Below are 25,734 nucleotides of genomic sequence, written 5' to 3'. Positions count from 1 at the left end.
ACATGAGGCCGCGCCAGCGCGGCTTCAAGGGACGGTGGGTCGATGGTAGCAAGCGCTCAGAGTCGGGCGGGCGCGGCGAGTTCCAGCAGCAGCGGCTGGTGGTCCGACAGCCGGGTGTCGGGGTCCAGCCGCACGGCCCGCACGCCGTCCGCCAGCCCCGGGGTGACGAAGATAAAGTCGCAGGCAACGGGCGTCTCGCCGGGCTCGTGCACGCGAAACGTGGGGGGCTGGGGCTGCGCGCCGCGGGCCAGACCCCAGGCATCCAGAAACGCGGGGGGTGCCGCCCCGTCCGGCTCGACCAGGGTGCGGTAGGCGTCGCTGCCGGGCGCGGCGTTGAAGTCGCCGCACAGAATCGCGTCACGAGCCTGCACCCGCGCCTGAAAGGGGGTGTCCGGAGGCTCCACATCGGTGCGGGGAGGTGCCTCGGCGCCGGCCGCCGCCTCGCGCTGCCACGCGACCAGGGCACGTGCCTGTGCCAGGCGCTGGGCGGCGGAGTAGTAGGCCAGGTGGGTGCAGCCCACGCGCAACGGCCCCCAGGGGGCCTCCACCGTCAGCGCGGCCAGAACCCGGGGCATGGACGGCACCGCCGGATCGGCCGGGTACGGCAGGGGCAGGTGCCGCACCTGCCACACCGGCACCCGGGTGGCGATCAGGTTGCCGAAGCGCTGGCGCGTGGCACGCCCCGGGCGCCAGTCGTCCACCGCCGCGGCGAAGAACAGCTCATACCCGGGCAGCGCTGCCGCCACGGCAGCGAGCTGGTCGGTCTCCCCCGCACCGGCCAGGCCAGGCAAGTGCTGCGCCACCTCCTGCAAGCACAGCACCTCGGGCCACTCCCCCCAGCCGAGGGCGTGCGCCAGCACCCGCGCGACGTCGACGCGGCCATCCATGCCGCGAAACCACTGCACGTTCCAGGTCAGGATGCGCATCATCACCTCCATGCCGTCGCCGCCGCACGCGCATCCGCTGTGGCCGCGGCCGCACCGGCTGCGGGGTCGCGCGGCGGACGAAACACGCGAACGTCGTCGTAGAACGACGGATCAGCATTGTCGGGCCACCAGCCCGGAATGCCCAGCACCGGCAGCGGCGTGAAGGGCTTGGCGGCCCAGGTGTCGCCGCTCCAGCCGTCGATGCAGGCCGCCAGAGCGGCGTCCCAGGGATGGGGGTCGGCTCCCGTCCCGGCCCCGGCATCGGCCCCGACGGCGGGCATGGGCACACACAGCACGTGGGCCGTCAAGGCTTTGTGCGGCTGTTGCAACTGTTCCAGCAGCGCATGCCCGAACAGCACCACGGCTGCCTCGCGCCACCAGGCGCGCTGCGTGGACGAACAGCGTGCGCCAATCGCGTGCCCGCAAGGCCGCCCACAGGGCGGGCGGCGCATGCAGCAGGGCCCCGTTTTCGTCGAAGACGGTGAGCGCATCGCGCACCGGACCGCGCCGGGCGCCGACGCCCAGGCGGGCGATCTCGGTCGCCTGCAACCGGTTCAAGCGCGCCTTGGTGGCCGGGAAGCGCCACCAGACCAAGCCGTTGAACCCATCGTGATCGTTGTCGCGCGTGGGGACTTCGCCGGTGCGGCGGATGTAGGCCTCGTAGGCCTCGCCCGCCGGCAGCCGCTCGTGCGGTACGAACACCGGCACCTCCGCAGCAGCGCCGGATTGGCGCCGCAGGGCCTCCAACCGCTCGGCGGTGCGCCAGGCGGGCGACGCCGTCTGCAGCCGCGCCAGCAGCCCAGCGTAGGGCCGCAGCCAAGGCGCGACCGCCGCCGGGAGGCTCACGCCACCAGACGCCAGCGCAGGGTCTCGCCGGCGCGCAGGGGCTTGACCACCGCCTCGCCGAAGGGGTAGGACTCCGGCAACGCCCACGCCTCGCGCCGCAGCGTGACGCGCTCGGTGTTGCGCGGCAGACCGTAGAAATCCGGGCCGTGGAAGCTGGCGAACGCCTCCAGCCGGTCCAGCGCGCCCGCGTCCTCGAATGCCTCGGCATACAGCTCCAGCGCGGCCGGCGCCGTATAGCAGCCGGCGCAGCCGCTGGCGTGCTCCTTGAGGTGCGCCGGGTGCGGGGCGCTGTCCGTGCCCAGGAAGAAGCGCGGGTCGCCGCTGGTGGCGGCGGCGACCAGGGCGCGGCGGTGCTCCTCGCGCTTGAGCACGGGCAGGCAGTAGTAGTGCGGCCGGATGCCGCCGGTGAAGATGGCGTTGCGGTTGTAGAGCAGGTGGTGCGCGGTGAGGGTGGCCGCCAGGTTCTGCGGCGCCGAGGCCACGTACTGCGCGGCCTCCTTGGTCGTGATGTGCTCCATAACGATGCGCAGCCCGGGGAAGTCGCGCCGCAACGGCGCCAGCACGCGCTCGATGAATACCGCCTCGCGGTCGAAGATGTCGATCTCGCCGTCCGTCACCTCGCCGTGCACCAACAACAGCAGGCCCTCGCGCTGCATCGCCTCCAGCGTGCGGTAGGTCTTGCGGATGTCGGTCACGCCGGCATCGCTGTTGGTGGTCGCCCCGGCCGGATACAGCTTGAGCGCGAAAACGCCCGCGGCCCGCGCGCGGCGGATCTCTTCCGGCGGCAGGTTGTCGGTCAAGTACAGCGTCATCAGCGGCTCGAAGCGCACCCCGGGCGGCACCGCTGCGAGGATGCGCGCGCGATAGGCCGCGGCCTGCGCGGCGGTGGTCACCGGCGGGCGCAGGTTGGGCATGATGATGGCGCGGGCGAACTGCGCCGCCGTGTGCGGCACGACGGTGGCCAGCGGCGCCCCGTCGCGCACGTGCAGGTGCCAGTCGTCGGGGCGGGTCAGGGTCAGGGTGGCGGGGGCATCCATGGCGCGATTCTCGCATCGCCACGCTCCCGGGTTCACGACACGCCTGCGCACCTGGCTGGACCTGCGGGAGACCCCAAGGCCACGGCGGCCGACGCCCACCTGGGCGCCCTGGTTCGCCCGGCCATGCTCAGAGCGTGAAGTCGCCGCTGGCCTCGGGCTGGAACAGCAACGCCAGCACGCGCGCGCCAAAGCGGCGGCCGTCCGGCGAGGACCAGTGCACCTCGTCACCCACCCGCGCGCCCAGCAGCGCGGTGCCCAGCGGTGAGAGGACCGACAGGAAACCGGCGGCCGGCTCCGCGTCGTCCGGGTAGCACAGCGTGACGCGGCGCGGCACACCGCCGCCGGCGTCGGCCAGCAGCACCTGCGAATACATCGTCACCAGACCGGGCGGGACCTCGCGCGGGGGCAACAGATCGGCGTTGTCGAGCAGATCGCGCAGCAAATCCTGCGCGCCGGCCTGCGGCAGCAGGCGCAGGATGCGGACGTGATCGAGCGCACTGAGGGTGCGCGGGTGGGAGGAAACCATGAACGCTCTCCTGAGCGAAGGCCCGGGTCGCGGCACGGTGCGCGACGGCCAGGGCGGCGCCTGGCAGGTGCCCGGGGTCCAGGGGTGGCGCGAAAGGGTGGGGGCCGGACCGCCGGGCTCAGGACTCTGCGGCCGCGCACGGCGACCGCGGCAGCGTCGAGGGCAGGCGCACACCGGCGGCCGCGCGCCTGACGGCAGCGCAGCACGGCGACATCCGGTGCGCGGGAACGTTCATGATGTCATTGTAGGCAGAAAACGCTCAGTGCGACAAGATCTTGTTGAGGAAATCCTTGGTGCGCGGCTGGCGCGCCTCCGGGTTGCCGAAGAATTCCTCCTTCGGGCAGTCCTCCAGGATCTTGCCGCCGACGTCCATGAAGATGACGCGGTCGCTGACCTTGCGCGCAAAGCCCATCTCGTGCGTGACGACCATCATGGTCATGCCTTCCTGCGCCAGGCCGATCATCACGTCGAGCACCTCGCCGACCATCTCCGGGTCCAGCGCCGAGGTCGGCTCGTCGAACAGCATCACGATCGGGTCCATCGACAGCGCGCGCGCGATCGCCACGCGCTGCTGCTGACCGCCGGAGAGCTGCCCGGGATACTTGTCCTTGTGCGCGATCAGGCCGACGCGCTCCAGGTACTTCAGCCCGTGCTTCTTGGCGTCCTCCGGGTTGCGGCCCAGCACCTTGATCTGCGCCAGCGTCAGGTTCTCGGTCACCGTCAGGTGCGGAAACAGCTCGAAGTGCTGGAACACCATGCCGACGTGGCTGCGCAGCTTGGGCAGGTTGGTCTTGGGGTCGTGCACCGGCTGGCCGTTGACCCAGATCTCGCCCTTCTGGATCGGCTCCAGCGCGTTGATGGTCTTGATCAGCGTCGATTTGCCCGAGCCCGACGGCCCGCAGACCACCACCACCTCGCCCTTGCGGATCGCGGTGGAGCAGTCGTTGAGCACCTGCACGGCGCCGTACCACTTGGACACGTTCTTCAGTTCGATCATCGGTCGTTCCATGACGACTCCTCAGCGTTCGGATGGGGAGCACGCGGGCCGCGGTGTCGGCAGCCCTGCGGTCCCGGGGTTCAACGGATGATGGCGATGCGGGCGTGCAGGCGCTTGACCAGCGCCGACAAGCCGTAGCAGATGGCGAAGTACACCACCGCGGCAGCCAGATAGGCCTCGATGGGGCGGCCGTAGTTCTTGCCCGCGACCTCGAAGCCCTTGAGCATGTCGTAGGCCCCGATCGCGTACACCAGCGAGGTGTCCTGGAACAGAATGATGGTCTGCGTCAGAAACACCGGCAGCATGTTGCGAAACGCCTGCGGCAGGATCACCAGGCGCATGTTCTGACCATACGTCAGCCCCAGAGCGTGGCCGGCCATCACCTGCCCGCGCGGGATGGACTGGATACCGGCGCGCACGATCTCGCTGAAGTAGGCCGCCTCGAACGCGATGAAGGTGATGATCGCCGACAGCTCCGCACCGATCGGCCGGCCGATGACGAACGGCACCAGCAGGAAGAACCACAGAATCACCATCACCAGCGGGATGCTGCGCATGCCGTTGACATAGATGGTGGCGGGCAGCTCCAGCCATCGGCGGCCGGACAGCCGCATGAGCGCGAGCACCGTGCCAAACGCCACGCCGCCCAGGGTGGCCACCACCGTCAGCAGCAGGCTGAACTGCAGCCCCTTGAGCACGAAGCTGCTGATGACGTCCCAGCGGTAGAAGGACCAGTCGAGGTTGAGCATCTCAGTGCCCCCCCGCCGCGCCGCTGGCGATGAAACCCGGCACGCGCACGCGCCGCTCGATGAAGGCCATCAGCCGGTTGATCGCAAACGCCGAAACGATGTACAGCCCCGTGACCGCCAGATAGATCTCGATGCCGCGCGCGGTCTCCTCCTGCGCCTGCATCGCAAACATCGTCAGCTCCGCCACCGACACGGCAAACGCCACCGACGAGTTCTTGAAGATGTTCATCGTCTCGCTCGTCAGCGGCGGGATGATGATGCGAAACGCCATCGGCAGCAGCACATACCGGTAGGCCTGCGCGGTGGTGAGTCCAAGCGCCAGCGCAGCGTAGCGCTGGCCGCGCGGCAGGGCCTGGATGCCGGACTTGACCTGCTCGGCAATCCGCGCCGAGGTGAACAGACCCAGTGCGATCACCACCAGCACGAAGCCGGGCACGCCCTTGAGCGCCGGCACCAGTGCGGGAATGACGTGGTACCACAAAAAAATCTGCACCAGCAGCGGAATGTTGCGAAACAGCTCGACCCAGGCGTTGCCCAAGCGCACGATCCAGGGGCTGCCGGGCAAGGTGCGCAGGGTGCCGATCACGCTGCCCGCCAGCAGCGCCAGCACCAGGGCCAACAGCGACACCGACACCGTCCAGCCCCAGGCGGACAGCATCCAGTCGAGGTAAGTGATGTCGCCGCCCTGCCCAAAGCAGCGCGGCTGGACGTCGCGGGTGATGGTGTCCTCGCAGAACACCTGCCAGTCCCATTGCATGCGATGTGCTCCCGTACCAAAACAAAAGACCCCGAGGCGCCGGACGCGCCCGGGGTTCAGCAGCGCCTTCGGGACCGGTTACTTGGCCGCGTAGGCCTCCATCGGCCGGTCGTTCGGGCTGGCGATGGCGGCCTTGAGGGCCTCGCTCATCGGCATGTTCATGCGCACATTGCTCGGCGGCGTGGGCTGCATGAACCACTTGTCGTAGATCTTGGCCAGCTCGCCGGACTTCATCATCGCGACGATGGAGTCGTCCACCGCTTTCTTGAACGCCGGGTCGTCCTTGCGGAACATGATGGCGATGGGCTCGACGCTGAGCACCTCGCCGACGATCTTGAAGTCGGCCGGATTCTTGGAGCGGGCGATCAGGCCGGCCAGCAGCGAGCCGTCCATCACGAAGGCGTCGGCGCGGCCCGACTCGAGCAGCAGGAAGCTGTCGGCGTGGTCCTTGCCGTACACCTCCTTGAAGTCCACGCCGCCGGCGCGCTCGTGGCGGCGCAGCGTCTGCACCGACGTGGTGCCGGTGGTGGTCGCGACGTTCTTGCCGTTGAGGTCCTTGATCGAATTGATGCCCGAGTTGGCCTTGACCGCGATGCGCACTTCTTCGATGAAGGTGGTGACGGCAAACGCCACGTCACGCTGGCGCGCCTGGTTATTGGTGGTGGAGCCGCACTCGATGTCCACGGTGCCGTTTTGCACCAGCGGGATGCGGTTTTGCGAGGTCACCGGCTGGTACTTGATGTCCAGCTTGGCCAGGCCGAGCTGCTTCTGGATGTCGGCCAGCACCCGCTGGCAGATCTCGACGTGGTAGCCCGTGTACTTGCCATCGCCCAGCGTGTAGGACAGCACGCCCGACGATTCGCGCACCCCCATGGTGACCGAGCCGGTGGACTTGATCTTGGCCAGGGTGTCGTTGGCCTGGGCGTTCGCGGCGGTGGCCGCCAGGGCCGTCAGGGCCAGTGCCAGCAGTTGCTTCTTCATGCAGCAATCCTTTCCATTGGGATGAACGGTAACGCGAATCTTACAAGCATCCGCCATGCCAGGCCCGGGGAAAAACCCGCGCCACGCGCGCCGACAGTCAGGGGGGCGAGCCGCCCAGGCGTTGCACATCCTCCCAAAACCGCTGGGCGGCGGCCTTGGGGCGCCCGCCGCGCGCGCGGTACAGACGGATGTCCAGCTCGCCTTGCCAGGTGCCCTCCCGCGGGGCGGCGGGCACCAGCCGGCCGTCGGCCAGCGCCGGCTGGACCGCGCTGGTCGGCAAAAAGGCCACCCCGTGCCCCTCGATGGCCATGGCCTTGAGGCTCTCGGCCATGTCGGTCTCGTACACCCGGTCCAGGTAGGCCGGCTCGGCGGACTGGCGCAGCACCCAGTCCACCACCCGCCCCAAATACGCGCCCGGGGCATAGGCCAGGTACGGCACCGGTGCACGCGCCGCACCAGGCAGGCGCATCAGCGGTCGCCCATCGGGGCCGGGCCGGCTGAAGGGGGCCAGCACCTCGCGCCCCAGGGGCAGCATCTCGTAGCGCGCGGCGTCCAGCTCGATCGGCTGCGACGCGTGGTGATACGCCAGCAGCAGATCGCACCCGCCTTCGGTCAACCGCATCACCGCGTCGTGCACATTCAGCGCCACCAACCGCGTCTTGATCGGCCCGAGCTCCGCCCGCAGCCGCGACAGCCACGCCGGCACGAAGGTGAACGCCAGCGTGTGCGGCACGGCAAACTCGATCGTGTCCTTGGCCACCGCCGTGTGCTGGCGCAGCAGCGCCCGCGTGGTCTGGAGGGTGTGCAAGATTTCGATGGCCTGGGCGTACAGCGTCTGGCCGGCCTCGGTCAAGCGGGTGGGGTACGAGGAGCGGTCCACCAGGTCCACCCCGGCCCACGCCTCCAGCGACTGGATGCGGCGCGAGAACGCCGGCTGCGTGACGTGGCGCAACTGCGCCGAGCGGCTGAAGCTGCGCGTCTCGGCCAGACTGACGAAGTCTTCGAGCCACTTGGTTTCCATGCCCTCCTCCCTGTGCCCCGCCGGCCCGATCAGGCGCCGTCGGCACCGCTTTGCTGCAACGCCCACATCTGGGCATACCGACCCCCTTGCGCCAGCAACTCGGCGTGGCGGCCGCGCTCGACGATGCGGCCGTGCTCCAGCACCACGATCTCGTGCGCATCGACCACGGTGGACAGCCGGTGGGCGATGACCAGCGTCGTGCGGTCGCGCGCCAGCCGGCGCAGCTCGGCCTGGATGGCGCGCTCGTTGGCCGAATCCAGCGCGGAGGTGGCCTCGTCCAGGATCAGAATCGGCGGGTTCTTGAGCAGGGTGCGCGCAATGGCGACGCGCTGCTTTTCGCCGCCCGAGAGCTTGAGGCCGCGCTCGCCCACGACCGTCTGCCAGCCCTGTGGCAGGCGCTCGATGAAGTCGAGGATGTGGGCCGCCCGCGCCGCCTCGCGGACCTCGTCGGCCGTCGCATCGGGGCGCCCGTAGCGGATGTTGTATTCGATGGTGTCGTTGAACAGCACCGTGTCCTGCGGCACGATGCCGATGGCCCGGCGCAGGCTGGCCTGGGTGACGTGGCGCACATCGTGGCCATCCACGGTGATGCGCCCCGCCGCCGCGCGGGCCGCGTCGTCTTCGCCCGGGCGGCCGACGTCGTAGAAGCGGTACAACAGCCGCGCCAGCGTCGATTTGCCCGAACCCGAAGGGCCGACCACCGCCACCGTGCGCCCGGCCGGAATGACCAAGTCCACGCCGTGCAGAATGTCGCGCTCGCGCTCATAGCCAAAACGCACCGCCTCGAAGCGCACCTGCGGTGCGTGCGCCACAGCCAGTTCGCGCGCATCGGGGGCATCGCGCACCTCGCACTCCCGCTCCAGCAGATCGAACATCCGCCCCAGATCGGTCAGACCCTGGCGGATCTCGCGGTACAGCACCCCCAGAAAGTTCAGCGGCAGGTACAGCTGGATCATGAAGGCATTGATCATGACCAGATCGCCCAGCGTCATGCGCCCTTCGGTCACCGCGACGGTGGCGCGCCACAGTATGGCCACGAGGGCCACGACGATGATGAGCTGCTGGCCCGCGTTGAGCAGCGACAGCGAGGCCTGCGTGCGCACCCGCGCGCGCCGCAGGCGGTCCAGGCTGTCGGCATAGCGGCGTGCTTCCCAGGCCTCGTTGTCGAAGTACTTGACCGTTTCGTAATTGAGCAGCGCATCGATCGCCCGGGTCTGGCTGGCCGACTCCAGCTCGTTCATCTGGCGCCGGATACCGGTGCGCCACTGGGTGACCTTGACCGTGAACGCCACATACGCCACCAGCGCCAGCCCCGTCGTCCAGACGTACCACGCCTCGAACCGGGTGCCCAGCAACGCCAGCACGAGCGCCACCTCGATCAGCGTGGGCACCACGCTGTAGAGCGAATACGAGATCAGCGACTGCACCGCGCGCGTGCCGCGCTCGATGTCGCGGGTCAGCCCCCCGGTCTGGCGCTCCAAGTGAAAGCGCAGGCTCAGCGCATGCAGATGCGAAAACACCTGCAGCGCGATGGCGCGGGTGGCGCCCTCGGTGGCCTTGAGGAACACCAGCTCGCGCAGCTCGGCAAACAGCGTCGCGCACAGCCGCAGCGCGCCGTACGCCAGCAAAAGCCCCACCGGCACCACGAGCAGCCCCGTTGCCTGCGCGGACAGGCCCGGCAGCGGCGTCAGGGCGTCCACCAGCTCTTTGAGCAACAGCGGCACGCCCACCGTGGCCAGCTTGGCCCCCACCATCAGGACCAGGGCCGCGGCCACGCGCCAGCGGTATTCCCACAAATACGGCAACAGGCGGCGCAGCGTCTGGCCGTCGCTGCGCGCCGGCGCGGCGGCAGCGGGCAAGGGTCGCGGCGCGGCGCCGGCCATGGCACGCTCACGCATGATCGACAATCGGGTTCATGACAGACGCCATCGTACCCTCAAGCACGGACACCCCGCCCGCCGCCGACGCCTCGTTGCCGCAGGACAAGGAGCTGGTTTTGCGGGTCATCCCCATGCCCGCCGATGTCAACGCCAACGGCGACATTTTTGGCGGCTGGGTCATGGCCCAGGTGGACCTGGCGGGGTCGGTCATCCCGGCACGGCACATGGGCGGGCGCTTTGCGACCGTCGCCGTCAACCAGTTCCTGTTCAAGCAGCCGGTCAAGGTCGGAGACCTGCTCAGCTTCTACGGCACCATCGTGCGCATCGGCAACACGTCGATCACGGTGCAGGTGGAGGTGTGGGCCGAGCGCCAGCGCCCCCACTACCAATGCGTGAAGGTGACCGAAGCGACGCTGACCTACGTGGCCATCGACGAGCAGGGCCGCCCGCGGCCGGTACCCCGCCCGGCGCCGGCCTGAGCGCGCGGGCGCCGCCCCCAGCGCCACCCAACCCGGCAGAAAAAAGCCGCCGGGGTTGAGCCGCGGCGGCCAAAGTCCATCACAGGACGTCGTTGGGATTCGGTGGACGACCGCAGATGGGCAATCCGCCCGCCGCGCCTGGCACACGGCGGGGGTTGCCGACACGCCCCGGCCAATACCGGGGCCGTGTCGGGCCCCTGGCTTTGGCCCTGATGGGTGTTGTTGTGTTGGGCCAGGGCGCGTGGGCGTGTGACAGCGTCCGGATCCAATTGTGCGCGCAAAAAGCGCCGCGCCGCCTCCCCTGTTTGGGGGAGGCGGCGCCCCGTTCAGCGCGCGTCGGGCGCCAGCCGCCGCCCGGCCCACGTCACCAGCAGCAGCACGGGCACCCCCAGAACCGACGTCAGCACGAAGAACCCGGGGTAGCCCAACGCATCGACCATACCGCCCGAGTAGCCGCCCAGAGCCTTGGGCAGCAGGGTCATGAGCGAGCTGAAGATGGCGTACTGCACCGCCGTGAAGCGCACCTGCGTCAGGCTGGACAAAAACGCGACGAATGCCGCGCTGGCAAAGCCCGCGGCCAGGTTGTCCGCCGCCACCACCGCATACAGGAAGGGCCGCTGCGGCCCGGCCAGGGCCAGCGCAACGAACCCCAGATTGGTCAGGGCCGACAGCACGGCCCCCCACCACAACGAGCGCATTACCCCCATGCGCGTCGCCAGAATGCCGCCCAAAAATCCCCCAGCGATGCTGACGATGACCCCAAAGGTCTTGACCGCCGTCGCAATGTCCGGTTTGGAAAACCCCAGGTCCTGGTAGAAAACGTTCGAAATCACCCCCAACACGATGTCGGAGATGCGGTACAGGCCGATGACCGCGAGCAGCAGCGCCGCATCCGCCCAGCCGTGGCGCACGAAAAACGCCCGCACCGGCTCCACCCACGTCTGCCGCGCGGCCACCCGGCTGGCCACCCCCGCTCGCACCAGCAGCCCGCCCGTGACAAAGGCCACCCCCAGCGCCACGGCCAGGCGCACGCCCTCCCACCCCAGCGTCGGCAACGGCCCCAGCGCCCCCGCGCCCAACGCGGTGCCGGCCGCCCCCAGGGACCAGAACACCCCGACGAACGCCGCGACCGCCAGCGCAAACACCGCCAGCAAGCGGGCGTGCTCGCCCGCGGGGGCGGGCGCCTCGGCGTCGGAAAGGCGGGGCTCCGGCACCAGCGCCGTGGTCACCAGGCCCGTCACCATGGCCAGCGCCGCCACCGCATAGGCCGCCGCCCATGCGCCGTAGTCGTACCCCCCCTTGGTCGATCCCCATGCCGCGGCCAAAAACAGCACCCCTGCCCCCGCCACCACCATACCGATGCGGTAGCCCGCGATGTAGGCCGACGACAGCACCCCCTGCTGCTCGGGGGCCGCAATCTCGATGCGGTAGGCGTCGATGACGATGTCCTGCGTGGCGGACATGAAGCCCAGCAGCACCGCAAACCCCGCCATGCGCACCAGCGCCGCCGGGCCCGCGGCCGGGTCGGTGCTGGCCATCCCCAAGATGGCCACGACCACCCCCACCTGGGCCGCCAGCAGCCAGGCGCGCCGCCGCCCCAGGCGCGCCGTCAGCCCCGGCAACGGCAGCCGGTCCACCAACGGCGCCCACACAAACTTGAACGAATACGCCAGCGCCGCCCAGCTGAAGAACGTGACCGCCCGGCGCTCCACCCCCGCCTCACCCAGCCAAAGGGACAGCGAGGAAAAAATCAGCAGCAGCGGCAAACCCGCGGAAAACCCCAGCGCCGCCATCGCGGGCACGCGCCAGTCCCACAGCACCCGCCACCACGGGGCGGGCGGGGACGAATCGGCGGGGCGGGCAGGCGGCGCGGACATGGATGCGAACGGGCGACGAGGTTACAAATGACACGATCGGTCACGACACAGGCCACCGATTGTGCCTATCATGCGCCCATGTGCTGGATGTGCGATGCTCGAGCCGCCCTGTCGGGCCGACGGGGATTTTTGCGCGCGGCGACGGCGGCGGCCGGGGCGAGTGCGCTGGCGCCGGTCTGGGGCCAGGTGCAAGTGGGGCAGCCCTCCGCGCTGCGCTCGCTGGTGCCCGCCGCGCAGTTGGAATCCGCGGCCAGCCAGCAATATGCCCAACTGCTGGCCGAAGCCCGCGCCAAGGGTGCGCTGGCGCCGGAGGGCCATCCGCAGCTGCGCCGGCTGCGCGCGATCGCCCAGCGGCTGGTGCCGCATGCGCTGCCGTGGAACGAGCGCGCGCGCCAGTGGCGCTGGGAGGTCAACCTGATCGGCAGCAAGCAGATCAACGCCTTCTGCATGCCGGGCGGCAAGATCGCCTTCTTCACCGGCATCCTCGACCAGCTGCAACTGAATGACGACGAGGCGGCGATGGTCATGGGCCACGAGATGGCGCACGCGCTGCGCGAGCACGCGCGCTCGCGCATCGCCAAGACGCAGGCCACCGGCCTCGGCCTGTCGCTCGGCGCGCAGCTGCTCGGGCTCGGCGACCTCGGCCGGCTGGCGGCGGACCTGGGCACGCAGCTGCTGTCGCTCAAGTTCAGCCGCGAGGATGAGACCGAGGCCGACCTGGTCGGGCTGGAGCTGGCCGCGCGCGGCGCCTACGACCCGCGCGCCAGCGTCGCGCTGTGGCAGAAGATGGCGCAGGTCGCCGGCGGCAACGGGCTGGAGTTCCTCTCCACCCACCCCAGCGGCCCGAGCCGGATCCGCGACCTGGAGGCCAACATCCCCAAGGTCGAGGCGCTGTACGAGCAGGCGCGCCGCGCGGGGTAGTGCCGGCCCGTTGCACCGCCACCGCGGCCGGTGCTATGCTGCAACATGTTGCAACGAGGAGCCTGCGCCGTGTCCACCCCCGCCGCCGTCCGTGTCGCCCGTGCCCGCGAGCGCAAGCGCCGCAGCGGCCTGCGGCTGGTTCAGCTCTGGGTGCCGGACACGCGCCAGCCCGGCTTTGCCGAAGCGTGCCGGCAGCAGAGCGCGCGCGTGGCGCAGGCCGACGCGCGGGATGCGGGGCTGGCGCGCTGGATGGACGAGGCCCTGGCCCAAGTGGACGGCTGGACCGACTGACGCGGGGCGAGCGCAATGGCGCACCGCGGCGATCTGGTGACGGTGGCGCCGGCCAACGGCCTGCGCAAGACCTCGCAGGTCATGGTCGACAAGGTGATGACGCTGCCGCGCGACAAGCTCGGGCCGCCGTTCGGCCGGCTGGAGGCCGACACGATGCTGCAGATGGAGCGCTGCCTGGCGCTGTTCCTCGGGATCGCGCGCTGATCAGGTCCCGCCGACGAACGGGTTGTGGCGGCGCTCCTCGCCGAAGGTGCTCTCCGGCCCGTGGCCGGGGATGAAGACGGTGTCGTCGCCCATCGGCCACAGGCGCTGCGTGATGCTGTCGATCAGCTGCGCGTGGTTGCCGCCGGGGAAGTCGGTGCGGCCGATGCTGCCGGCGAACAGCACGTCGCCGACGAAGGCGCGCCGGATCTGCGGCGCGTGAAACACCACGTGGCCGGGCGTGTGGCCCGGGCAGTGGCGCACGTGCAGCCGCTCCTGCCCCACGGTGACCTCGTCGCCGTCCTCCAGCCAGCGCGTCGGCGCAAACGGCCTGGCCGGCGGAAAGCCGAACATGCGGCTCTGCTGCGGCAGGCCGTCGATCCAGAACTGGTCGCCGCGGTGCGGGCCGACGATCGGCAGGCCGAGCCGCTCGGCCAGCTCGCCGGCGCCGCCGGCGTGGTCGATGTGCGCGTGCGTGAGCCAGATCTGGCGCAGGTCCAGTCCCAGCCGCCGCACCTCCTCCAGCACGGCGTCGAGGTCGCCGCCCGGGTCGATCACCGCCGCCTCGCGCGTGGCGTCGCACCAAACGAGCGAGCAGTTCTGGGCGAACGGGGTGACCGGGATCGTGGCGTAGCGCAGCATGGCGGCCATTGTAGGCAGCGGCCGCAGGGCCGGCCGCGCGGGGCGCGTCAGACGTTGGTGGCGGCGATGACCTCCGCCAGGTCGGTCAGGCCGGCCAGCACCTTCTCGATGCCGTCCTGGCGCAGCGTGTGCGTCCCGGCGGCCAGTGCGCTGGCGCGGATCTCGCCGGCGGAGGAGCGGCGGCGGATGTGGTGGCGGATGGTGTCGTCGCTGAGCATCAGCTCGTAGATGCCGAGTCGGCCATGGGGAGCGGGCGGTAACGCGGGCAAAGTCCGTGTCATTGTGCCCGGTTTGTCCCCATGCGGGGCACGTGCGGGCCCCCACGCCTTGCGGGACAATAGGCCGATGGACACACCCACCCCCTCCTCGCGCATCGCCCTGGTCACCGGCGCCAGCAGCGGCATCGGCCGGGCCTGCGCCATCGCTTTGCTGCGCGAAGGCTGGACCGTCTGGCTGGTCGGCCGTCGCGCCGAAGCCTTGCAGGAGGCCATCACCCAGGCCGCCCTCGGCCACCCGGACGTGGCCGCCCGTGCGCACCCGGTCGTGGCCGACATTGGCGACCCCGCCGCGGTGGAGCGGACGTTTGCCGCGGTGCGCGCCCGCCATGGGCGGCTGGATCTGCTGTTCAACAACGCCGGCGTCTTCACCCCCGCCGCAACGCCGGACGCCACGGCGCTGGAGCACTGGCACCAGTCGGTGCAGACCAACCTCAACGGCGCGTTTTACTGCCTGCGCGCGGCCTTCGCGCTGATGCGTGAGCAGTCTCCGCGCGGCGGTCGCATCATCAACAACGGTTCCATCTCGGCGCACACGCCGCGGCCGGGCTCCATCCCCTACACCGCGACCAAACACGCGATCACGGGCCTGACCAAGGCGGCAGCGCTGGACGGCCGGGCATTCGACATCGCGGTCGGTCAAATCGACATCGGCAACGTCGCCAGCGACATGACCGAGCGCATGGGCGCCGGCGTGCTGCAAGCCGATGGCAGCGTGCGCCCCGAAGCGCGCATGGACATGGACGCGGTGGTGCAGACCTTCATGGCCATGGTGCGCCTGCCGCTGGAAGCCAACGTGCTGTTCACCACCGTCATGGCCACCAAAATGCCCTTTGTCGGGCGGGGGTGAAGCCTCTCGCTCAGCGCTCGCCCAGGGCCGGAAACGGCGGCAGCGCGGGCGCACCGGACGGCTCGGTGTCGGCGAACGCCGCCGGGTCGATGCCGTCCAGCACGACTTGGTTGCGACCGGCGTGCTTGGCAGCGTAGAGGGCGCGGTCGGCGCGCATCAGCAGCGCATCGGCGTCCTCATCGGGCAACGCCACCACCGCGCCGACGCTGACGGTGGCCTCCAGCGCCGCGCCGTCTGGCAGCTCGAACGGCGGCTCGGCCACCCCGGCGCGCAGCCGCTCGGCAATCGTGCCGATCTGGCCGGGATCGGCACCGGGCAGCATGGCACCAAACTCCTCCCCGCCCAGGCGGCCGAGCACGTCGCTCGGGCGCAGCGCCGCCTGGCAGCGCTGCACACAACCGCGCAGCACGACGTCGCCCGCCGCGTGGCCATGGGTGTCGTTGATGGATCGCGTTGCCCACGATGGCCTGCAACTGCCCGTCGTCGTCCAGCACCGGCGCCAGCATGCTGCGGTGGTAGCACACCCGGCCGTCGCGGTGCAGCACGCGGTAGGTCAGCGGCGGCAGCACCCGCCGCTCGCGCAGCGTGCGCGCCAAAAAATCCTCGCACAGCGGCACGTCCTCCGGATGGACGAAGGGGCGAAAATCGCGACCGATCACCTCCTCCACCGGGTGCCCGAGCAGCACGGTCCAGCTCGGTGACACGTAGGTCAGACGGCCGGCATTGTCGATGGTGTAGATGATGGACTGCGTGTGCTCGGCCAGCAGCCGGTAGCGCCGCTCGGCAGTCTGCAGTGCCAGCAACAGCCGCTGCCGCGCGTCGATGTCGACGTCGCAGCCATGGCCGCCATCGGGCTCATCGATATCAAGGGCGTTCTCCCGGTGGCCACCTTCCCTGTGCCGGCGAACCCTCCCCCCGGCCAGCCGGCCAGCTTGGTACTTTGTAGCACAGCGCGGCCTCGCAGGCCACCCCTTGACCATCAACCGTCCAGCGGCAGCGCGCTGGTGCATTTGATCTCGTCCAGACAGACGCTGGAGCGCACGCCGTTGACGCCGGGCAGCTGTGCCAGCGTGCCGAGCAGAAAGTCCGACAGCGCCTTCAGATCGCGCGCCACCACCTTGAGCACATAGTCGAAATCGCCCGTCACTGCGTAGCACTCCTGCACCTGCGCCATGTCGCGCACCCGCTGGCGGAATCGCTCCACCTCGCGGATGTGGCCGCGCTCCATCGTCACATGCACGAACGCGGTCACGCCCAGCCCCAGCCGCGGCGCGTCCAGCCGCGCCTCGTAGCGGCGCACATAGCCCTGCTCCTCCAGCCGGCGGTGGCGGCGGTTGCACTGCGCCGGGGACAGATGCACGGCTTCGGCCAAGGCCTGGTTGGTGATGCGCCCGTCCTCCTGCAAACGGGCCAGGATGCGGCGGTCCACCGCGTCGATGGAAGGGCTGGACGTCATGGGGCTCTCCTGGGTCAGAACAGTGCGGGTTTTACCCGAAACCCGCAACGATTTTTCATGATTGCGGGTTTTCCGGTCGTCGAAACGCAAGCCCATTGCGCCGACACGGACATATGCTTCCGGCTTTCAATTTCAGTGCAGGAGTCGTGACCATGGCCGACCTCTTCGACAACCCCATGGGTCTGTGCGGATTCGAGTTCGTCGAATTTGCCGCGCCCACCCCCAACGTGCTGGAGCCGCTGTTTCAGGCGCTGGGCTTCACCCGCATCGCGCGCCACCGCTCCAAGGATGTGGAGCTGTGGCGCCAGGGGCAGATCAACTTCATCATCAACCGCGAGCCGCGCAGCCTGGCCGATTACTTTGCGCAGGAGCACGGGCCCAGCGCCTGCGGGCTGGCGTTCCGCGTGAAGGACGCCCACAAGGCCTACTACCGCGCGCTGGAGCTGGGCGCGCAACCCATCGACATCCCCACCGGCCCGATGGAGCTGCGCCTGCCGGCGATCAAAGGCATCGGCGGCGCGCCGCTGTACCTGATCGACCGCTACGAGGACGGCAAGAGCATCTACGACATCGACTTCGAATTCCTGCCCGGCTTCGAGGACCCGGCCAACCGCCACCCCGTGGGGCATGGGTTCAAAATCATCGACCACCTCACGCACAACGTCTACCGCGGGCGCATGGCCTACTGGGCACAGTTTTACGAGCGCCTGTTCAACTTCCGCGAGATCCGCTACTTCGACATCCAGGGTGAGTACACGGGCCTCAAGAGCCGCGCAATGACCGCGCCCGACGGCCTCATCCGCATTCCGCTCAATGAGGAAGGCGGCTCCGGTGGCAACGGCCAGATCGAAGAATTCCTGATGCAGTTCAACGGCGAGGGCATCCAGCACATCGCCCTGCTGACGGACGACCTGCTGGCCAGCGTGGACGCCCTGCAGATGGCCGGCGTGCCGCTGATGAGCGCGCCCAACGACATTTACTACGACATGTTGGAAGAACGCCTGCCGGGCCACGGCGAGCCGGTGGCCGAGCTGCAGGCCCGCGGCATTCTGCTGGACGGCTCCACCGCGGGTGGTGACAAGCGCCTGCTGCTGCAGATCTTCAGCCAGCCGCTGCTCGGGCCGGTGTTCTTCGAGTTCATCCAGCGCAAGAACGACGAGGGCTTTGGCGAAGGCAACTTCAAGGCCCTTTTCGAAAGCCTGGAACGCGACCAGATCCGACGCGGCACGCTCAAGGTCGAGACCGCCGCAGCCTGATCCCCACAGAAGGAAAACCACCATGACCAAGCTCGAAGGCCCCGCCCTGCAAGCCGCTCTCGCCCAATTGCCCGCCTGGACGTTCGACGCCGAGCGGCACGCCATCCGCCGGGCGCTGCGCTTTGCGGACTTCAACGCGGCCTTCGGCTTCATGACACGCGCCGCCCTGGAGGCCGAGCGCCGCGACCACCACCCGGAGTGGTTCAACGTCTACAACCGGGTGGACATCCTGTTTTCCACGCACGATGCCGGGGGGCTGACCGAGCGCGACATCGCGTTTGCGCGCTGGGTCGACGCGACCGCCCCGGCCATGGGGGCGATCGATGAGCGCAACCGCTGAACCCGTCCTGCACGGCCTGGCCGCCGGCGAGGCCGGACGCCCGGACAGCCCGGACTGGACCATCCCGCAAAACTGGGCCGCCTACACCCCGCAGGAACACGCCACCTGGGCCACGCTGTACCAGCGCCAGATGGCCCTGCTGCCCGGCCGCGCCTGTGAGGCCTTCGTGGACGGCATGCGCCGCCTGCCCATCGAGCCCGACCGCATCCCGGACTTCGAGCGCCTGTCCGAGGTACTCATGCGCCACACCGGCTGGCAGGTGGTCGCCGTGCCCGGACTGGTGCCCGACGACGTGTTCTTCGAGCACCTAGCCCACCGGCGCTTTCCGGCCGGACAGTTCATCCGCCGCGCCGACCAGTTGGACTATCTGCAGGAGCCCGACGTTTTCCACGACGTCTTTGGCCACGTCCCGATGCTGATGCACCCGGTGATGGCCGACTTCATCCAGGCCTATGGACACGGCGGCCTGCGCGCGCAGCGCCTGGGCGCGCTGGACATGCTGGCCCGCGTGTACTGGTACACGGTGGAGTTTGGCCTGGTGCGAGAAAGCGGCGCGCTGCGCATCTACGGCGCAGGCATCGTGTCGTCTGCGTCCGAGAGCCGCTTTTGCCTGGAATCCCCCTCGCCCCACCGCCTGGGCTTCGATCTGGCGCGGGTGATGCGCACCCGCTACCGCATCGACGACTTTCAGCAGACCTACTTTGTGCTCGACCACCTGGACGACCTGCTGCGGCTGGCCGAGATCGACTTCGCCCCGCTGTACGAACAAGTGAGCCGTTTGGACACTCTGAGCGCCGACGCGGTGCTGCCGCAGGATACGGTGATTACGCGGGGCGACGGGCGCTACCACCGACAGCGCGCGCTTGAGCTTCAGGATCGCTGATTCACAACTCTCGGGGCGCTCGCCGAGGCCGAGCCAGCAACAGCCACGCCAAAACCACGGACCGCGGAAAAGCCTTGGTAACCTGTGCGCCGCGCTGGCAACCAAGGGAAAACCCCTGTGGCGAATATCACGAATTTTTTCTAAGAAAGGTCTGCACAACCCCCGCTGGGGCGGCTGTTGTCGGCTGATGTTTCAGATGGCGATATCGTGGGGCGTTCGATGGGCAATTTCGGGGTCTTTTCGGCCCCGTTTGAGGCCCCGTGGCCCATTTGGCGAAGCCTTTTCAGGCTTTTGGGCGCACTCATCCCTGTGCCCCCATGTTCAAAAGTCGCTTGCGCACCATCCACAGGTTGGACAGCGCGAACAGCGTCATCAGGTTGGCCGTGTTCTTGGCCAGCCCGCGGTACTTGACCTTGACATAGCCGAACTGCCGCTTGATGACCCGAAACGGGTGTTCGACCTTGGCGCGGATGCGCGCCTTGATGCGTTCGAGCTGCTCAAGCACGGCGCCCATCGGGCAGTTCTTGTCCAGCGTACGGCGTTTGCCCGGTCGCATGGCCACATGCCACTGGGCGTTGATGTCTTGTGTCTCCGGCCGCTTGGCCACACCCTGGTAGCCCGCATCGGCAAACACATCGGTCTCTTCACCGTGCGCCAGCCGGCTGGCCTGCGTCACATCGTTGACGTTGGCAGCCGTGCCCACCACGGTGTGCACCAGACCCGAATCAGCATCCACGCCAATATGCGCCTTCATGCCAAAGTGCCACTGGTTGCCCTTCTTCGTCTGGTGCATCTCGGGGTCACGCAACCCATCCTTGTTCTTGGTCGAGCTGGGCGCCGCAATCAGCGTGGCGTCGACCACCGTGCCCTGCTTGAGCAGCAAGCCCTTGGCCATCAGCGTGGCGTTGACGGTGGCCAGGATTTGCAACGCGAGGTTGTGCTCTTCGAGCAAATGCCGGAACCGCAGGATGGTGCTCTCATCGGGCAGGTTGTCTTCGCCGATGTCCAGCCCGGCAAACTCGCGAAACATGGGCGTGTCGTACAGCGCCTCTTCCATGGCCGGGTCGGACAGGTTGAACCACTGTTGTAGGAAGTGGATACGCAGCAGGGTCTCGACAGCAAACGGCGGGCGTCCGCCCTTGGGGCTGCGCGCCGGTGCATGCGGGGCAATCAGCGCCACCAGTTCGGCCCACGGCACCACCAGGTTCATCTCATCCAAGAACTCGCGCTTGCGAGTCCGCTTGGTCTTGCGCTCGAATCCAGTGGTGCCAAGGCTCATCTGCTTCATGTCGTTACTGTCTCATATCCGGCGGTGACCGCCGGGGTTGTGCAGACCTTCCCTAACGATCGTTCGCTTCTAGGGCGCCATTGACTACCATGACGTTGCAGTATGCCGACCGGGCCATACCGCCCCATCGTTTTTCGCGCACAAATTCAATCCAAGAGGAGTCTGTCGTATGCAAAAGAAAATTGTGGCTGCCCTGGCGCTGTGCGGCGCGGGCGTGGCAATGGCCCAGTCCGCCGGTACCAGCAAGGTGGAGCTGTGGGGTATCGTGGATGCCGCCGTGCGCCACACCAACAACGAAGGTGCCGGCAAGGATGGCCTGACGAGGATGATCGGTGGCGGCATGTCGCAAAGCCGCTGGGGTATCAATGTGGAGGAGGACCTGGGTAGCGGGTCCAAGGCCCTGGTGGTGCTGGAAAACCGTCTCAATGCCGATGACGGCAGTGTTTCCACCCCCTTCTTCCAACTGTCCTATCTGGGTCTGCAAGGCCCTTATGGCCGCCTGACTGCCGGACGTCAGTGGAACGTCCTGTTCGACGTGGTGACCAGCACCTACGCTTCGTTCCCGTACTCCCCCTACATGGAAGCCTACAAGCCTGAGTTGGGAATGGCCATGGGCGCGCGTACCAGCAACATGCTGAAGTACACCTTCGCAACGCCGGACCGCAGCTTCGTAGGCTCGCTGCAATATTCGTTTGACGAGAACAACGACACCAAGGCATTGGAAGCTGGCCTGCCTGCCTCGCAGGCGCAAGTGCCTGCCTTCGTTGCAGGCACCCTGGGTGGTGGCGCCTGGAAGACGGTTGGCGGCTACCTGCGCTACTCCGCGAGCGGGTTTGCCGTCGGCGGCGGCTACATGCGCACGACGCTGCCAGGCGGCACCGACGTAGACGCCTGGACTCTGGGCGGTTCGTACCGCACGGGTCCGTGGTACTTCAGTACAGGCTATGGCCTGAACAAGGCGAAATACGCTAAGGTGACCAACCCGATCCAGGGTTTCCGTAATACCGTCGACGGACTGATTCTGGGGCAATTCTGGGCCGGCCAGACCAATGGCGGCTTCCAGCCGGGCGACGCCAACAAGCGCCAGCTGTTCAAGGTGGGCGTGGGCTATCAGCTGACTCCTCAGGTGAACCTGGGTGCGCACTACTTCCGCGGTAAGCAGTCGGGCTCGGCCACGGGTGCTTCCAACGGCAACGCCAACTTCTACGTGGCGGTGGTGGACTATGCCTTCAGCAAGCGCACCGATGCCTACTTCGGCGTGGACCACACCAGCATCAGCGGCGGCAGCGCGGTCGTGCTGGATCAGCTGAGCCGCGCACGCAGCCGTACCGGCATCACCGTGGGTGTCCGCCATCGCTTCTAACGCGTATTGAGTGGACAGGGGAAGGGTCCTTGTGGGCCCGCCACGATTTCAAACAACCTCCTTCGGGAGGTTGTTTTTTATGTGCGCCCGTGCCGGGCGCACATAAAAAAGCCGCGGCGTATTTTCCGCGGCTTCGGTCGTTCTGTGGATGCATGCGGCCCGATCGGGCCGCTGGGGACTCAGAACGTATGCTTCAGACCGACGCCGAAGCGGCTGTCCGGCGCACCGGCGCGGCCGTTGACGGCAGCGGCGTTGGCGTCAAAGAAGCCGGCGTACGCCGTGGTCCGCTTGGACAGCGCGTAGGCAGCCGCCACGCTCCAGCCACGCTCGGCCTTGCCGCCGTCTTGCTTGCTCTGGGCGTAACCCACCGAGACCACCAAGTTCGGTGCCACCGGCACGTCCGCGCCAATCGACCACTCATCCACATCCGCGTTCTTGGCGCGGCCGTAGGTGCCCAGCAGCTTGGCCACGCCCAGGTCGTAGGACGCGCCGAGGCGGGTGTACTTCTCGTTGGTCAGCTCGTCATCCTGATAACCCAGCGCGACGAACAGCGGGCCACCTTCGTACTTGACGTGGAAGGCCGAGACACGGCTGTTGGCCACGCCTTCGCGCAGGTTGGTGCTGAACGCACCGCTGAAGCCACCGAACGACGGCGAAGCGTAGTAGAAGCCGTTCTTCGGGTTGGCGGTGTACTCGTACTGGCTTTGGAAGATCAGGGCAACCGGGCCCAGGACGTTGGCGTTGAACGCCGCGTCGGTGGCGCCACCGATGTCGTCGTACGCCGTCCAGATCTTGCCCAGCTTGATCTCGCCAAAGCCACCCGACAGGCTCAGGTAGGTTTGACGGTCAAAGCCAGGGCCGGCAGCGCCGTTGTCGAGGGCAATCGCTTGCTCGTACAGGAAGCCGGCCTTCAGACCGCCACCCAGATCTTCCTCACCCTTGATGCCCCAACGGCTGGTGGAGACACCACCGCTGGTCAGTTTGGTGGAGGCGTTCTTGTCCTTGTGCAGAACCATGTCCGCAACACCGTACAGCGTCACGGACGACTGGGCCATGGCAGCGCCCGAGGCGGCCAACACGGCCAGCGCAATCAGAGTCTTCTTCATGAGGTTCACCTTTCGACGGGTTGAGGGTGTTCGCCGCATCCGGCAGGAATGCAGCACACAGCCCAATGGTAGTGGCATTTTCTTGACGATCAGGGTTTTCCCCCATTTTGGGCATCCCGTTCGTTGCAAAGCCGCAACACGCCAGCCGGTTCGTGCGAACGAACACGCAACTCATGCAAAACACAGGCCAACAAAAAAGCCCGCTGCGGCAGCAGCGGGCTTTTCATCCGACGACCCGGCGGTCGATCAGAAGTTGTGGCGGATACCCAGACCGAAGCCACCGACGTCCTTGCGCGCCGTGGCTGCCTTGAAGGCGCCATCTTTCTTCTTGCCGTCACGCAGGTAAGCGGCGTAAGCGAAGGTGCGCTTGGACAGCGGATACTTGGCTTCCAACACGAAGTCGGTGTCCTTGGCGTCGGTGTCGCGGACGAAGTCAGCCGTCAGCGTGACCGTACCGACGGTGGTGCTGCCACCGATCGAGAAGCCCTTGGCGGTACCGGCCGGATCGATCCACGCACCCGCGACCTTGAAGCCGCCGAAGTCGTAGCTCGCGCCCAGGTGCTTGTTGTTACCGGTGCCGCCCGCATTGTTGTTGTAGTTGAACGCCACCACCAGCGGGCCTTGGCCGTAGCGCAGCGACAGATCGTTGCTGGCCTTGGTGCCATTATCACCCTTCAGGCGGTGACCAAACTGGGCCACGAAGCCGTTCATGTTGGGCGACGTGTACATGATCATGTCGCTGGTGCGGATGCCGACCAGCACACCGCCGAACTGGCTCACGACGGCCGAGTAGTTGGCGGCGCCGGTCAGTTCCCACGCGGCGGCGGTGTTGAACGCCGGGTTCAGACGGCGACCCAGGCTCAGTTCACCGAAACCACCCGACAACGTCATGAACGCGTTGCGGCCAAAGTAGTTGCCGCTGAACGTGCCGGCGGCGCCGTTGTCGAGCGACAGGCCCGCTTCGAAGTTGAAGCCAGCCTTCAGGCCACCGCCCAGGTCTTCCGTGCCACGGATGCCCCAGCGCGAGGTGCCGTTGTTCATCGTGCTCGAGCTGTTCAGTTGCAGCTTGGAGCCAGGCGCATTGGTGTCCTGAATACCGATATCCGCCACACCGTACAGGGTGACCGACGACTGGGCAAACGCCGCACCGGTGGCCGCAACGGCGGCCAGGGCGATCAGAGTCTTTTTCATTCGAATCTCTCCAAGAGTGTCCAGGGTTTGGAACAGGGGCCGGGGTCCGCCCGACCGGCCTCCGTGGGGAAGCTGACCCGTATTGCACCAGAAGAGGTGCCGGGTACGGTTAGGGTTCCCCCTAATAATGCATGCTTGTGTCGCTTTCGCGCAACACTCGCCGCGGCTACGTGCCGCCTCCACCCACTCGCTGTGCCACCGCCTCGCACAAACGCTCTACGGCGACGCTCTACGGCGTGCTGCAGAGCAGGCACGCCTTGATGGGCCGCCATCAACGCAGCGTGCAAGTCGGCATCGGACTGCTGATATTCGTGGATCAGCCGGTTGCGCAGCTGGCGCAAGGCCACCCACTCATCGGTGCGCGACCCAAACACCCGCACCTGGGCACCGTCACCCAGCTCGGCACGCAACGGCGGCCCTGCCCGCTACAGCCGGTACGCATACTCCAGCGTCAACGGCGCATGGTCGCTGAACCGCTGGGCCTTGTAGATGCTGGCTCGCTGCGCGGTCGCCGCCAAGCCCGGGGTCGCCAAGTGGTAGTCGATGCGCCAGCCCACGTTCTTGGCCCAAGCCTGGCCGCGGTTGCTCCACCAGGTGTAGCCGTCGCCCTCCGCGTCGGGGTGCAGGCGCCGGTACACGTCCACCCACGCGCCGCCGCCGAGCAGTTGGGTCATCCAGGCGCGCTCCTCGGGCAAAAAGCCGCTGTTCTTCTGGTTGCTGCGCCAGTTTTTCAGGTCTTTTTCGGTGTGGGCGATGTTGACATCGCCGCAAACCAAACACTCGCGCTCGGCCGCCAAGCGGGCGAGCTGCGGCGCGATTTCGTCCAGAAACCGAAACTTGGCCTGCTGGCGCTCGTCGCCCGAGGATCCGCTGGGAAAGTACACGCTCACCACACTGAAGGCGCGCGCCGGCGTGTCGAAGCGCAGCTCCAGATACCGCCCCTCGTCGTCGAACTCCGGCACACCGATGCCGACGACGACGTCACTGGGCTCGTGCCGGGTGTAGATGCCCACACCCGAGTAGCCTTTCTTGACGGCGCAGTGAAAATACCCTCGCAGACCCGCCAGGGTGTCGAAACGGCCGGCCATGTCGGGGGGCTGGGCCTTGAGCTCCTGCACGCACAGCAGGTCCGGCGCCGTGGCGGCGACCCAGTCCTCCAGCCCCTTGCTGGCGGCAGAGCGGATTCCGTTGAGGTTGAGGGTGGTGACGGTCAGCATGGGCGCGATGGCGTGCAACGAGGGCCTGTCTGAATTTTTGTGTGCGAGGCGGTTTTCTGAATCAGCCTTTGTGCCGCTCAGCGCGGCGTGAGGGTGAAGCGGTCTCCGTACAGTATCGCAAACTGGTTCATTGCCGATTTCCACTCCTTGCTCGAGCGCTTCCAGTCGGCGGTGATGTTGCGCAGGGCCAGCCAGATCAGCTTGGTGGCGGCCTCGTCGCTCGGGAAATGCCCGCGGCTCTTGATGATCTTGCGCAGCCGCGAATGCACGCTCTCGATGGCATTGGTGGTGTAGATGATCCGCCGCACCTCGGGCGGAAAGGCGAAGAACGGAATCACCCGGCCCCAGGCCCGCCGCCAGGCCGCCACGACGGTCGGG

General features: G+C 68.1%; 28 protein-coding genes and 2 pseudogenes. 9 read left to right on the top strand and 21 right to left on the bottom strand.

The features are described 5' to 3' along the window. Positions 1-56: 56 nt before the first annotated feature. From A9O67_RS12575 to A9O67_RS12530, 10 genes and pseudogenes are all read right to left on the bottom strand, one after another. A complete protein-coding gene (locus tag A9O67_RS12575) occupies positions 57-938 on the bottom strand; it encodes an endonuclease/exonuclease/phosphatase family protein (RefSeq protein WP_331711367.1) in 882 nt (293 codons plus the stop codon). Further along, a pseudogene (locus A9O67_RS13265) lies at positions 929-1,772 on the bottom strand (DUF3025 domain-containing protein). Before A9O67_RS13265 ends, A9O67_RS12575 begins: the two are co-directional and overlap by 10 nt. Next, positions 1,769-2,809 carry a dihydroorotase gene (gene pyrC / locus A9O67_RS12565; protein ID WP_068610881.1) on the bottom strand — a complete coding sequence of 347 codons (1,041 nt, stop codon included), beginning with the start codon at positions 2,807-2,809 and terminating at the stop codon, positions 1,769-1,771. The pseudogene A9O67_RS13265 and the gene pyrC overlap by 4 nt, the downstream one beginning before the upstream one ends. Positions 2,810-2,936: 127 nt before the next feature. Continuing rightward, positions 2,937-3,335 carry a GreA/GreB family elongation factor gene (locus A9O67_RS12560; RefSeq protein ID WP_068610879.1) on the bottom strand — a complete coding sequence of 133 codons (399 nt, stop codon included), beginning with the start codon at positions 3,333-3,335 and terminating at the stop codon, positions 2,937-2,939. Between the two features lie 259 nt (positions 3,336-3,594). Continuing rightward, positions 3,595-4,332, bottom strand: a complete 738-nt coding sequence (locus tag A9O67_RS12555) for an amino acid ABC transporter ATP-binding protein (RefSeq protein WP_068610877.1) — start codon at positions 4,330-4,332, stop codon at positions 3,595-3,597. Between the two features lie 80 nt (positions 4,333-4,412). Beyond that, complete coding sequence (locus A9O67_RS12550) at positions 4,413-5,081, bottom strand: amino acid ABC transporter permease (RefSeq protein WP_068610875.1); 669 nt, start codon at positions 5,079-5,081, stop codon at positions 4,413-4,415. Between the two features lies 1 nt (position 5,082). Next, positions 5,083-5,838 carry an amino acid ABC transporter permease gene (locus A9O67_RS12545; RefSeq protein WP_068610873.1) on the bottom strand — a complete coding sequence of 252 codons (756 nt, stop codon included), beginning with the start codon at positions 5,836-5,838 and terminating at the stop codon, positions 5,083-5,085. Between the two features lie 78 nt (positions 5,839-5,916). Beyond that, positions 5,917-6,819, bottom strand: coding sequence for an amino acid ABC transporter substrate-binding protein (locus A9O67_RS12540; protein WP_068610872.1), 903 nt, complete (start codon positions 6,817-6,819; stop codon positions 5,917-5,919). A 97-nt stretch (positions 6,820-6,916) separates the two neighbouring features. Beyond that, the gene (locus A9O67_RS12535; RefSeq protein WP_068610870.1) at positions 6,917-7,840 is read right to left on the bottom strand and encodes a LysR substrate-binding domain-containing protein; all 924 of its coding nucleotides are present in this window, start codon (positions 7,838-7,840) and stop codon (positions 6,917-6,919) included. Positions 7,841-7,869: 29 nt separating this feature from the next. Beyond that, positions 7,870-9,738, bottom strand: coding sequence for an ABCB family ABC transporter ATP-binding protein/permease (locus tag A9O67_RS12530; protein WP_068610868.1), 1,869 nt, complete (start codon positions 9,736-9,738; stop codon positions 7,870-7,872). A gap of 17 nt (positions 9,739-9,755) precedes the next feature. On the opposite strand from A9O67_RS12530, the gene A9O67_RS12525 reads away from it, so the two are divergent. After that, complete coding sequence (locus A9O67_RS12525) at positions 9,756-10,199, top strand: acyl-CoA thioesterase (protein WP_068610866.1); 444 nt, start codon at positions 9,756-9,758, stop codon at positions 10,197-10,199. A 326-nt stretch (positions 10,200-10,525) separates the two neighbouring features. Here the strand turns inward: A9O67_RS12525 and A9O67_RS12520 are convergent, their stop codons facing one another. Continuing rightward, positions 10,526-12,076 (bottom strand): AmpG family muropeptide MFS transporter, encoded by a 1,551-nt coding sequence (locus A9O67_RS12520; protein WP_068610864.1) that lies wholly within the window; start codon positions 12,074-12,076, stop codon positions 10,526-10,528. Positions 12,077-12,154: 78 nt separating this feature from the next. Between A9O67_RS12520 and A9O67_RS12515 the strand changes: the two genes are divergently transcribed. From A9O67_RS12515 to A9O67_RS12505, 3 genes are all read left to right on the top strand, one after another. Further along, the gene (locus A9O67_RS12515) at positions 12,155-12,997 is read left to right on the top strand and encodes a M48 family metallopeptidase (protein WP_068610862.1); all 843 of its coding nucleotides are present in this window, start codon (positions 12,155-12,157) and stop codon (positions 12,995-12,997) included. Positions 12,998-13,066: 69 nt separating this feature from the next. Continuing rightward, a complete protein-coding gene (locus tag A9O67_RS12510) occupies positions 13,067-13,288 on the top strand; it encodes an antitoxin MazE family protein (protein ID WP_231960350.1) in 222 nt (73 codons plus the stop codon). A 15-nt stretch (positions 13,289-13,303) separates the two neighbouring features. Continuing rightward, positions 13,304-13,492 (top strand): type II toxin-antitoxin system PemK/MazF family toxin, encoded by a 189-nt coding sequence (locus tag A9O67_RS12505; protein ID WP_068610858.1) that lies wholly within the window; start codon positions 13,304-13,306, stop codon positions 13,490-13,492. Here the strand turns inward: A9O67_RS12505 and A9O67_RS12500 are convergent, their stop codons facing one another. Both A9O67_RS12500 and A9O67_RS13260 read right to left on the bottom strand, forming a co-directional pair. After that, the gene (locus A9O67_RS12500; protein WP_068610856.1) at positions 13,493-14,131 is read right to left on the bottom strand and encodes an MBL fold metallo-hydrolase; all 639 of its coding nucleotides are present in this window, start codon (positions 14,129-14,131) and stop codon (positions 13,493-13,495) included. Between the two features lie 47 nt (positions 14,132-14,178). Further along, entirely contained in the window at positions 14,179-14,412 is a 234-nt protein-coding gene (locus tag A9O67_RS13260; protein WP_231960349.1) for an ATPase, T2SS/T4P/T4SS family, read from the bottom strand. 64 nt (positions 14,413-14,476) lie between these two features. Between A9O67_RS13260 and A9O67_RS12495 the strand changes: the two genes are divergently transcribed. Next, positions 14,477-15,256 (top strand): SDR family oxidoreductase, encoded by a 780-nt coding sequence (locus A9O67_RS12495; protein ID WP_068610854.1) that lies wholly within the window; start codon positions 14,477-14,479, stop codon positions 15,254-15,256. Between the two features lie 10 nt (positions 15,257-15,266). Here A9O67_RS12495 and A9O67_RS13895 read toward each other — a convergent pair whose 3' ends face one another. The 3 genes and pseudogenes from A9O67_RS13895 to A9O67_RS12480 form a co-directional block, all read right to left on the bottom strand. Beyond that, positions 15,267-15,665: a GGDEF domain-containing protein gene (locus A9O67_RS13895; protein ID WP_068610852.1), complete on the bottom strand. Its 399-nt coding sequence runs from the start codon at positions 15,663-15,665 to the stop codon at positions 15,267-15,269. A gap of 100 nt (positions 15,666-15,765) precedes the next feature. After that, a pseudogene (locus A9O67_RS14060) lies at positions 15,766-16,236 on the bottom strand (PAS domain-containing protein); the annotation flags it as partial. Further along, the gene (locus A9O67_RS12480; protein WP_068610848.1) at positions 16,236-16,712 is read right to left on the bottom strand and encodes an Lrp/AsnC family transcriptional regulator; all 477 of its coding nucleotides are present in this window, start codon (positions 16,710-16,712) and stop codon (positions 16,236-16,238) included. The gene A9O67_RS12480 and the pseudogene A9O67_RS14060, both read right to left, overlap by 1 nt. Before the next feature lie 152 nt (positions 16,713-16,864). Here A9O67_RS12480 and hppD point away from each other — a divergent pair, with 152 nt between their 5' ends. Genes hppD through phhA form a run of 3 tightly spaced genes read left to right on the top strand, consistent with a single transcriptional unit; the run spans position 16,865 to position 19,191 of the window. After that, positions 16,865-17,968: a 4-hydroxyphenylpyruvate dioxygenase gene (gene hppD, locus A9O67_RS12475; RefSeq protein ID WP_068610846.1), complete on the top strand. Its 1,104-nt coding sequence runs from the start codon at positions 16,865-16,867 to the stop codon at positions 17,966-17,968. A gap of 22 nt (positions 17,969-17,990) precedes the next feature. After that, positions 17,991-18,308, top strand: a complete 318-nt coding sequence (locus A9O67_RS12470; protein WP_068610844.1) for a 4a-hydroxytetrahydrobiopterin dehydratase — start codon at positions 17,991-17,993, stop codon at positions 18,306-18,308. Then, positions 18,292-19,191: a phenylalanine 4-monooxygenase gene (gene phhA / locus A9O67_RS12465; RefSeq protein ID WP_068610842.1), complete on the top strand. Its 900-nt coding sequence runs from the start codon at positions 18,292-18,294 to the stop codon at positions 19,189-19,191. Before A9O67_RS12470 ends, phhA begins: the two co-directional genes overlap by 17 nt. Positions 19,192-19,492: 301 nt before the next feature. Here phhA and A9O67_RS12460 read toward each other — a convergent pair whose 3' ends face one another. Continuing rightward, the gene (locus A9O67_RS12460; protein ID WP_068610840.1) at positions 19,493-20,479 is read right to left on the bottom strand and encodes an IS5 family transposase; all 987 of its coding nucleotides are present in this window, start codon (positions 20,477-20,479) and stop codon (positions 19,493-19,495) included. 169 nt (positions 20,480-20,648) lie between these two features. Between A9O67_RS12460 and A9O67_RS12455 the strand changes: the two genes are divergently transcribed. After that, complete coding sequence (locus tag A9O67_RS12455) at positions 20,649-21,842, top strand: porin (protein ID WP_068610838.1); 1,194 nt, start codon at positions 20,649-20,651, stop codon at positions 21,840-21,842. 179 nt (positions 21,843-22,021) lie between these two features. Here the strand turns inward: A9O67_RS12455 and A9O67_RS12450 are convergent, their stop codons facing one another. The 4 genes from A9O67_RS12450 to A9O67_RS12435 all read right to left on the bottom strand — a co-directional run. Then, positions 22,022-22,948: a porin gene (locus tag A9O67_RS12450; RefSeq protein WP_068610836.1), complete on the bottom strand. Its 927-nt coding sequence runs from the start codon at positions 22,946-22,948 to the stop codon at positions 22,022-22,024. Positions 22,949-23,194: 246 nt separating this feature from the next. Beyond that, positions 23,195-24,139, bottom strand: coding sequence for a porin (locus A9O67_RS12445; protein WP_068610834.1), 945 nt, complete (start codon positions 24,137-24,139; stop codon positions 23,195-23,197). Between the two features lie 425 nt (positions 24,140-24,564). Then, entirely contained in the window at positions 24,565-25,356 is a 792-nt protein-coding gene (locus A9O67_RS12440) for an exodeoxyribonuclease III (RefSeq protein ID WP_068610832.1), read from the bottom strand. Positions 25,357-25,433: 77 nt separating this feature from the next. After that, positions 25,434-25,734 (bottom strand): transposase (locus tag A9O67_RS12435; protein ID WP_197484490.1); only part of this gene is annotated, 301 nt, incomplete at its 5' end.

Origin of the sequence: Tepidimonas fonticaldi (assembly GCF_001675355.1) — a bacterium.
Taxonomy (GTDB): Bacteria; Pseudomonadota; Gammaproteobacteria; order Burkholderiales; family Burkholderiaceae_C; genus Tepidimonas; species Tepidimonas fonticaldi.
Note: the sequence above shows the minus strand (reverse complement) of the source record. Positions and strands in the feature narration are given on the sequence as shown.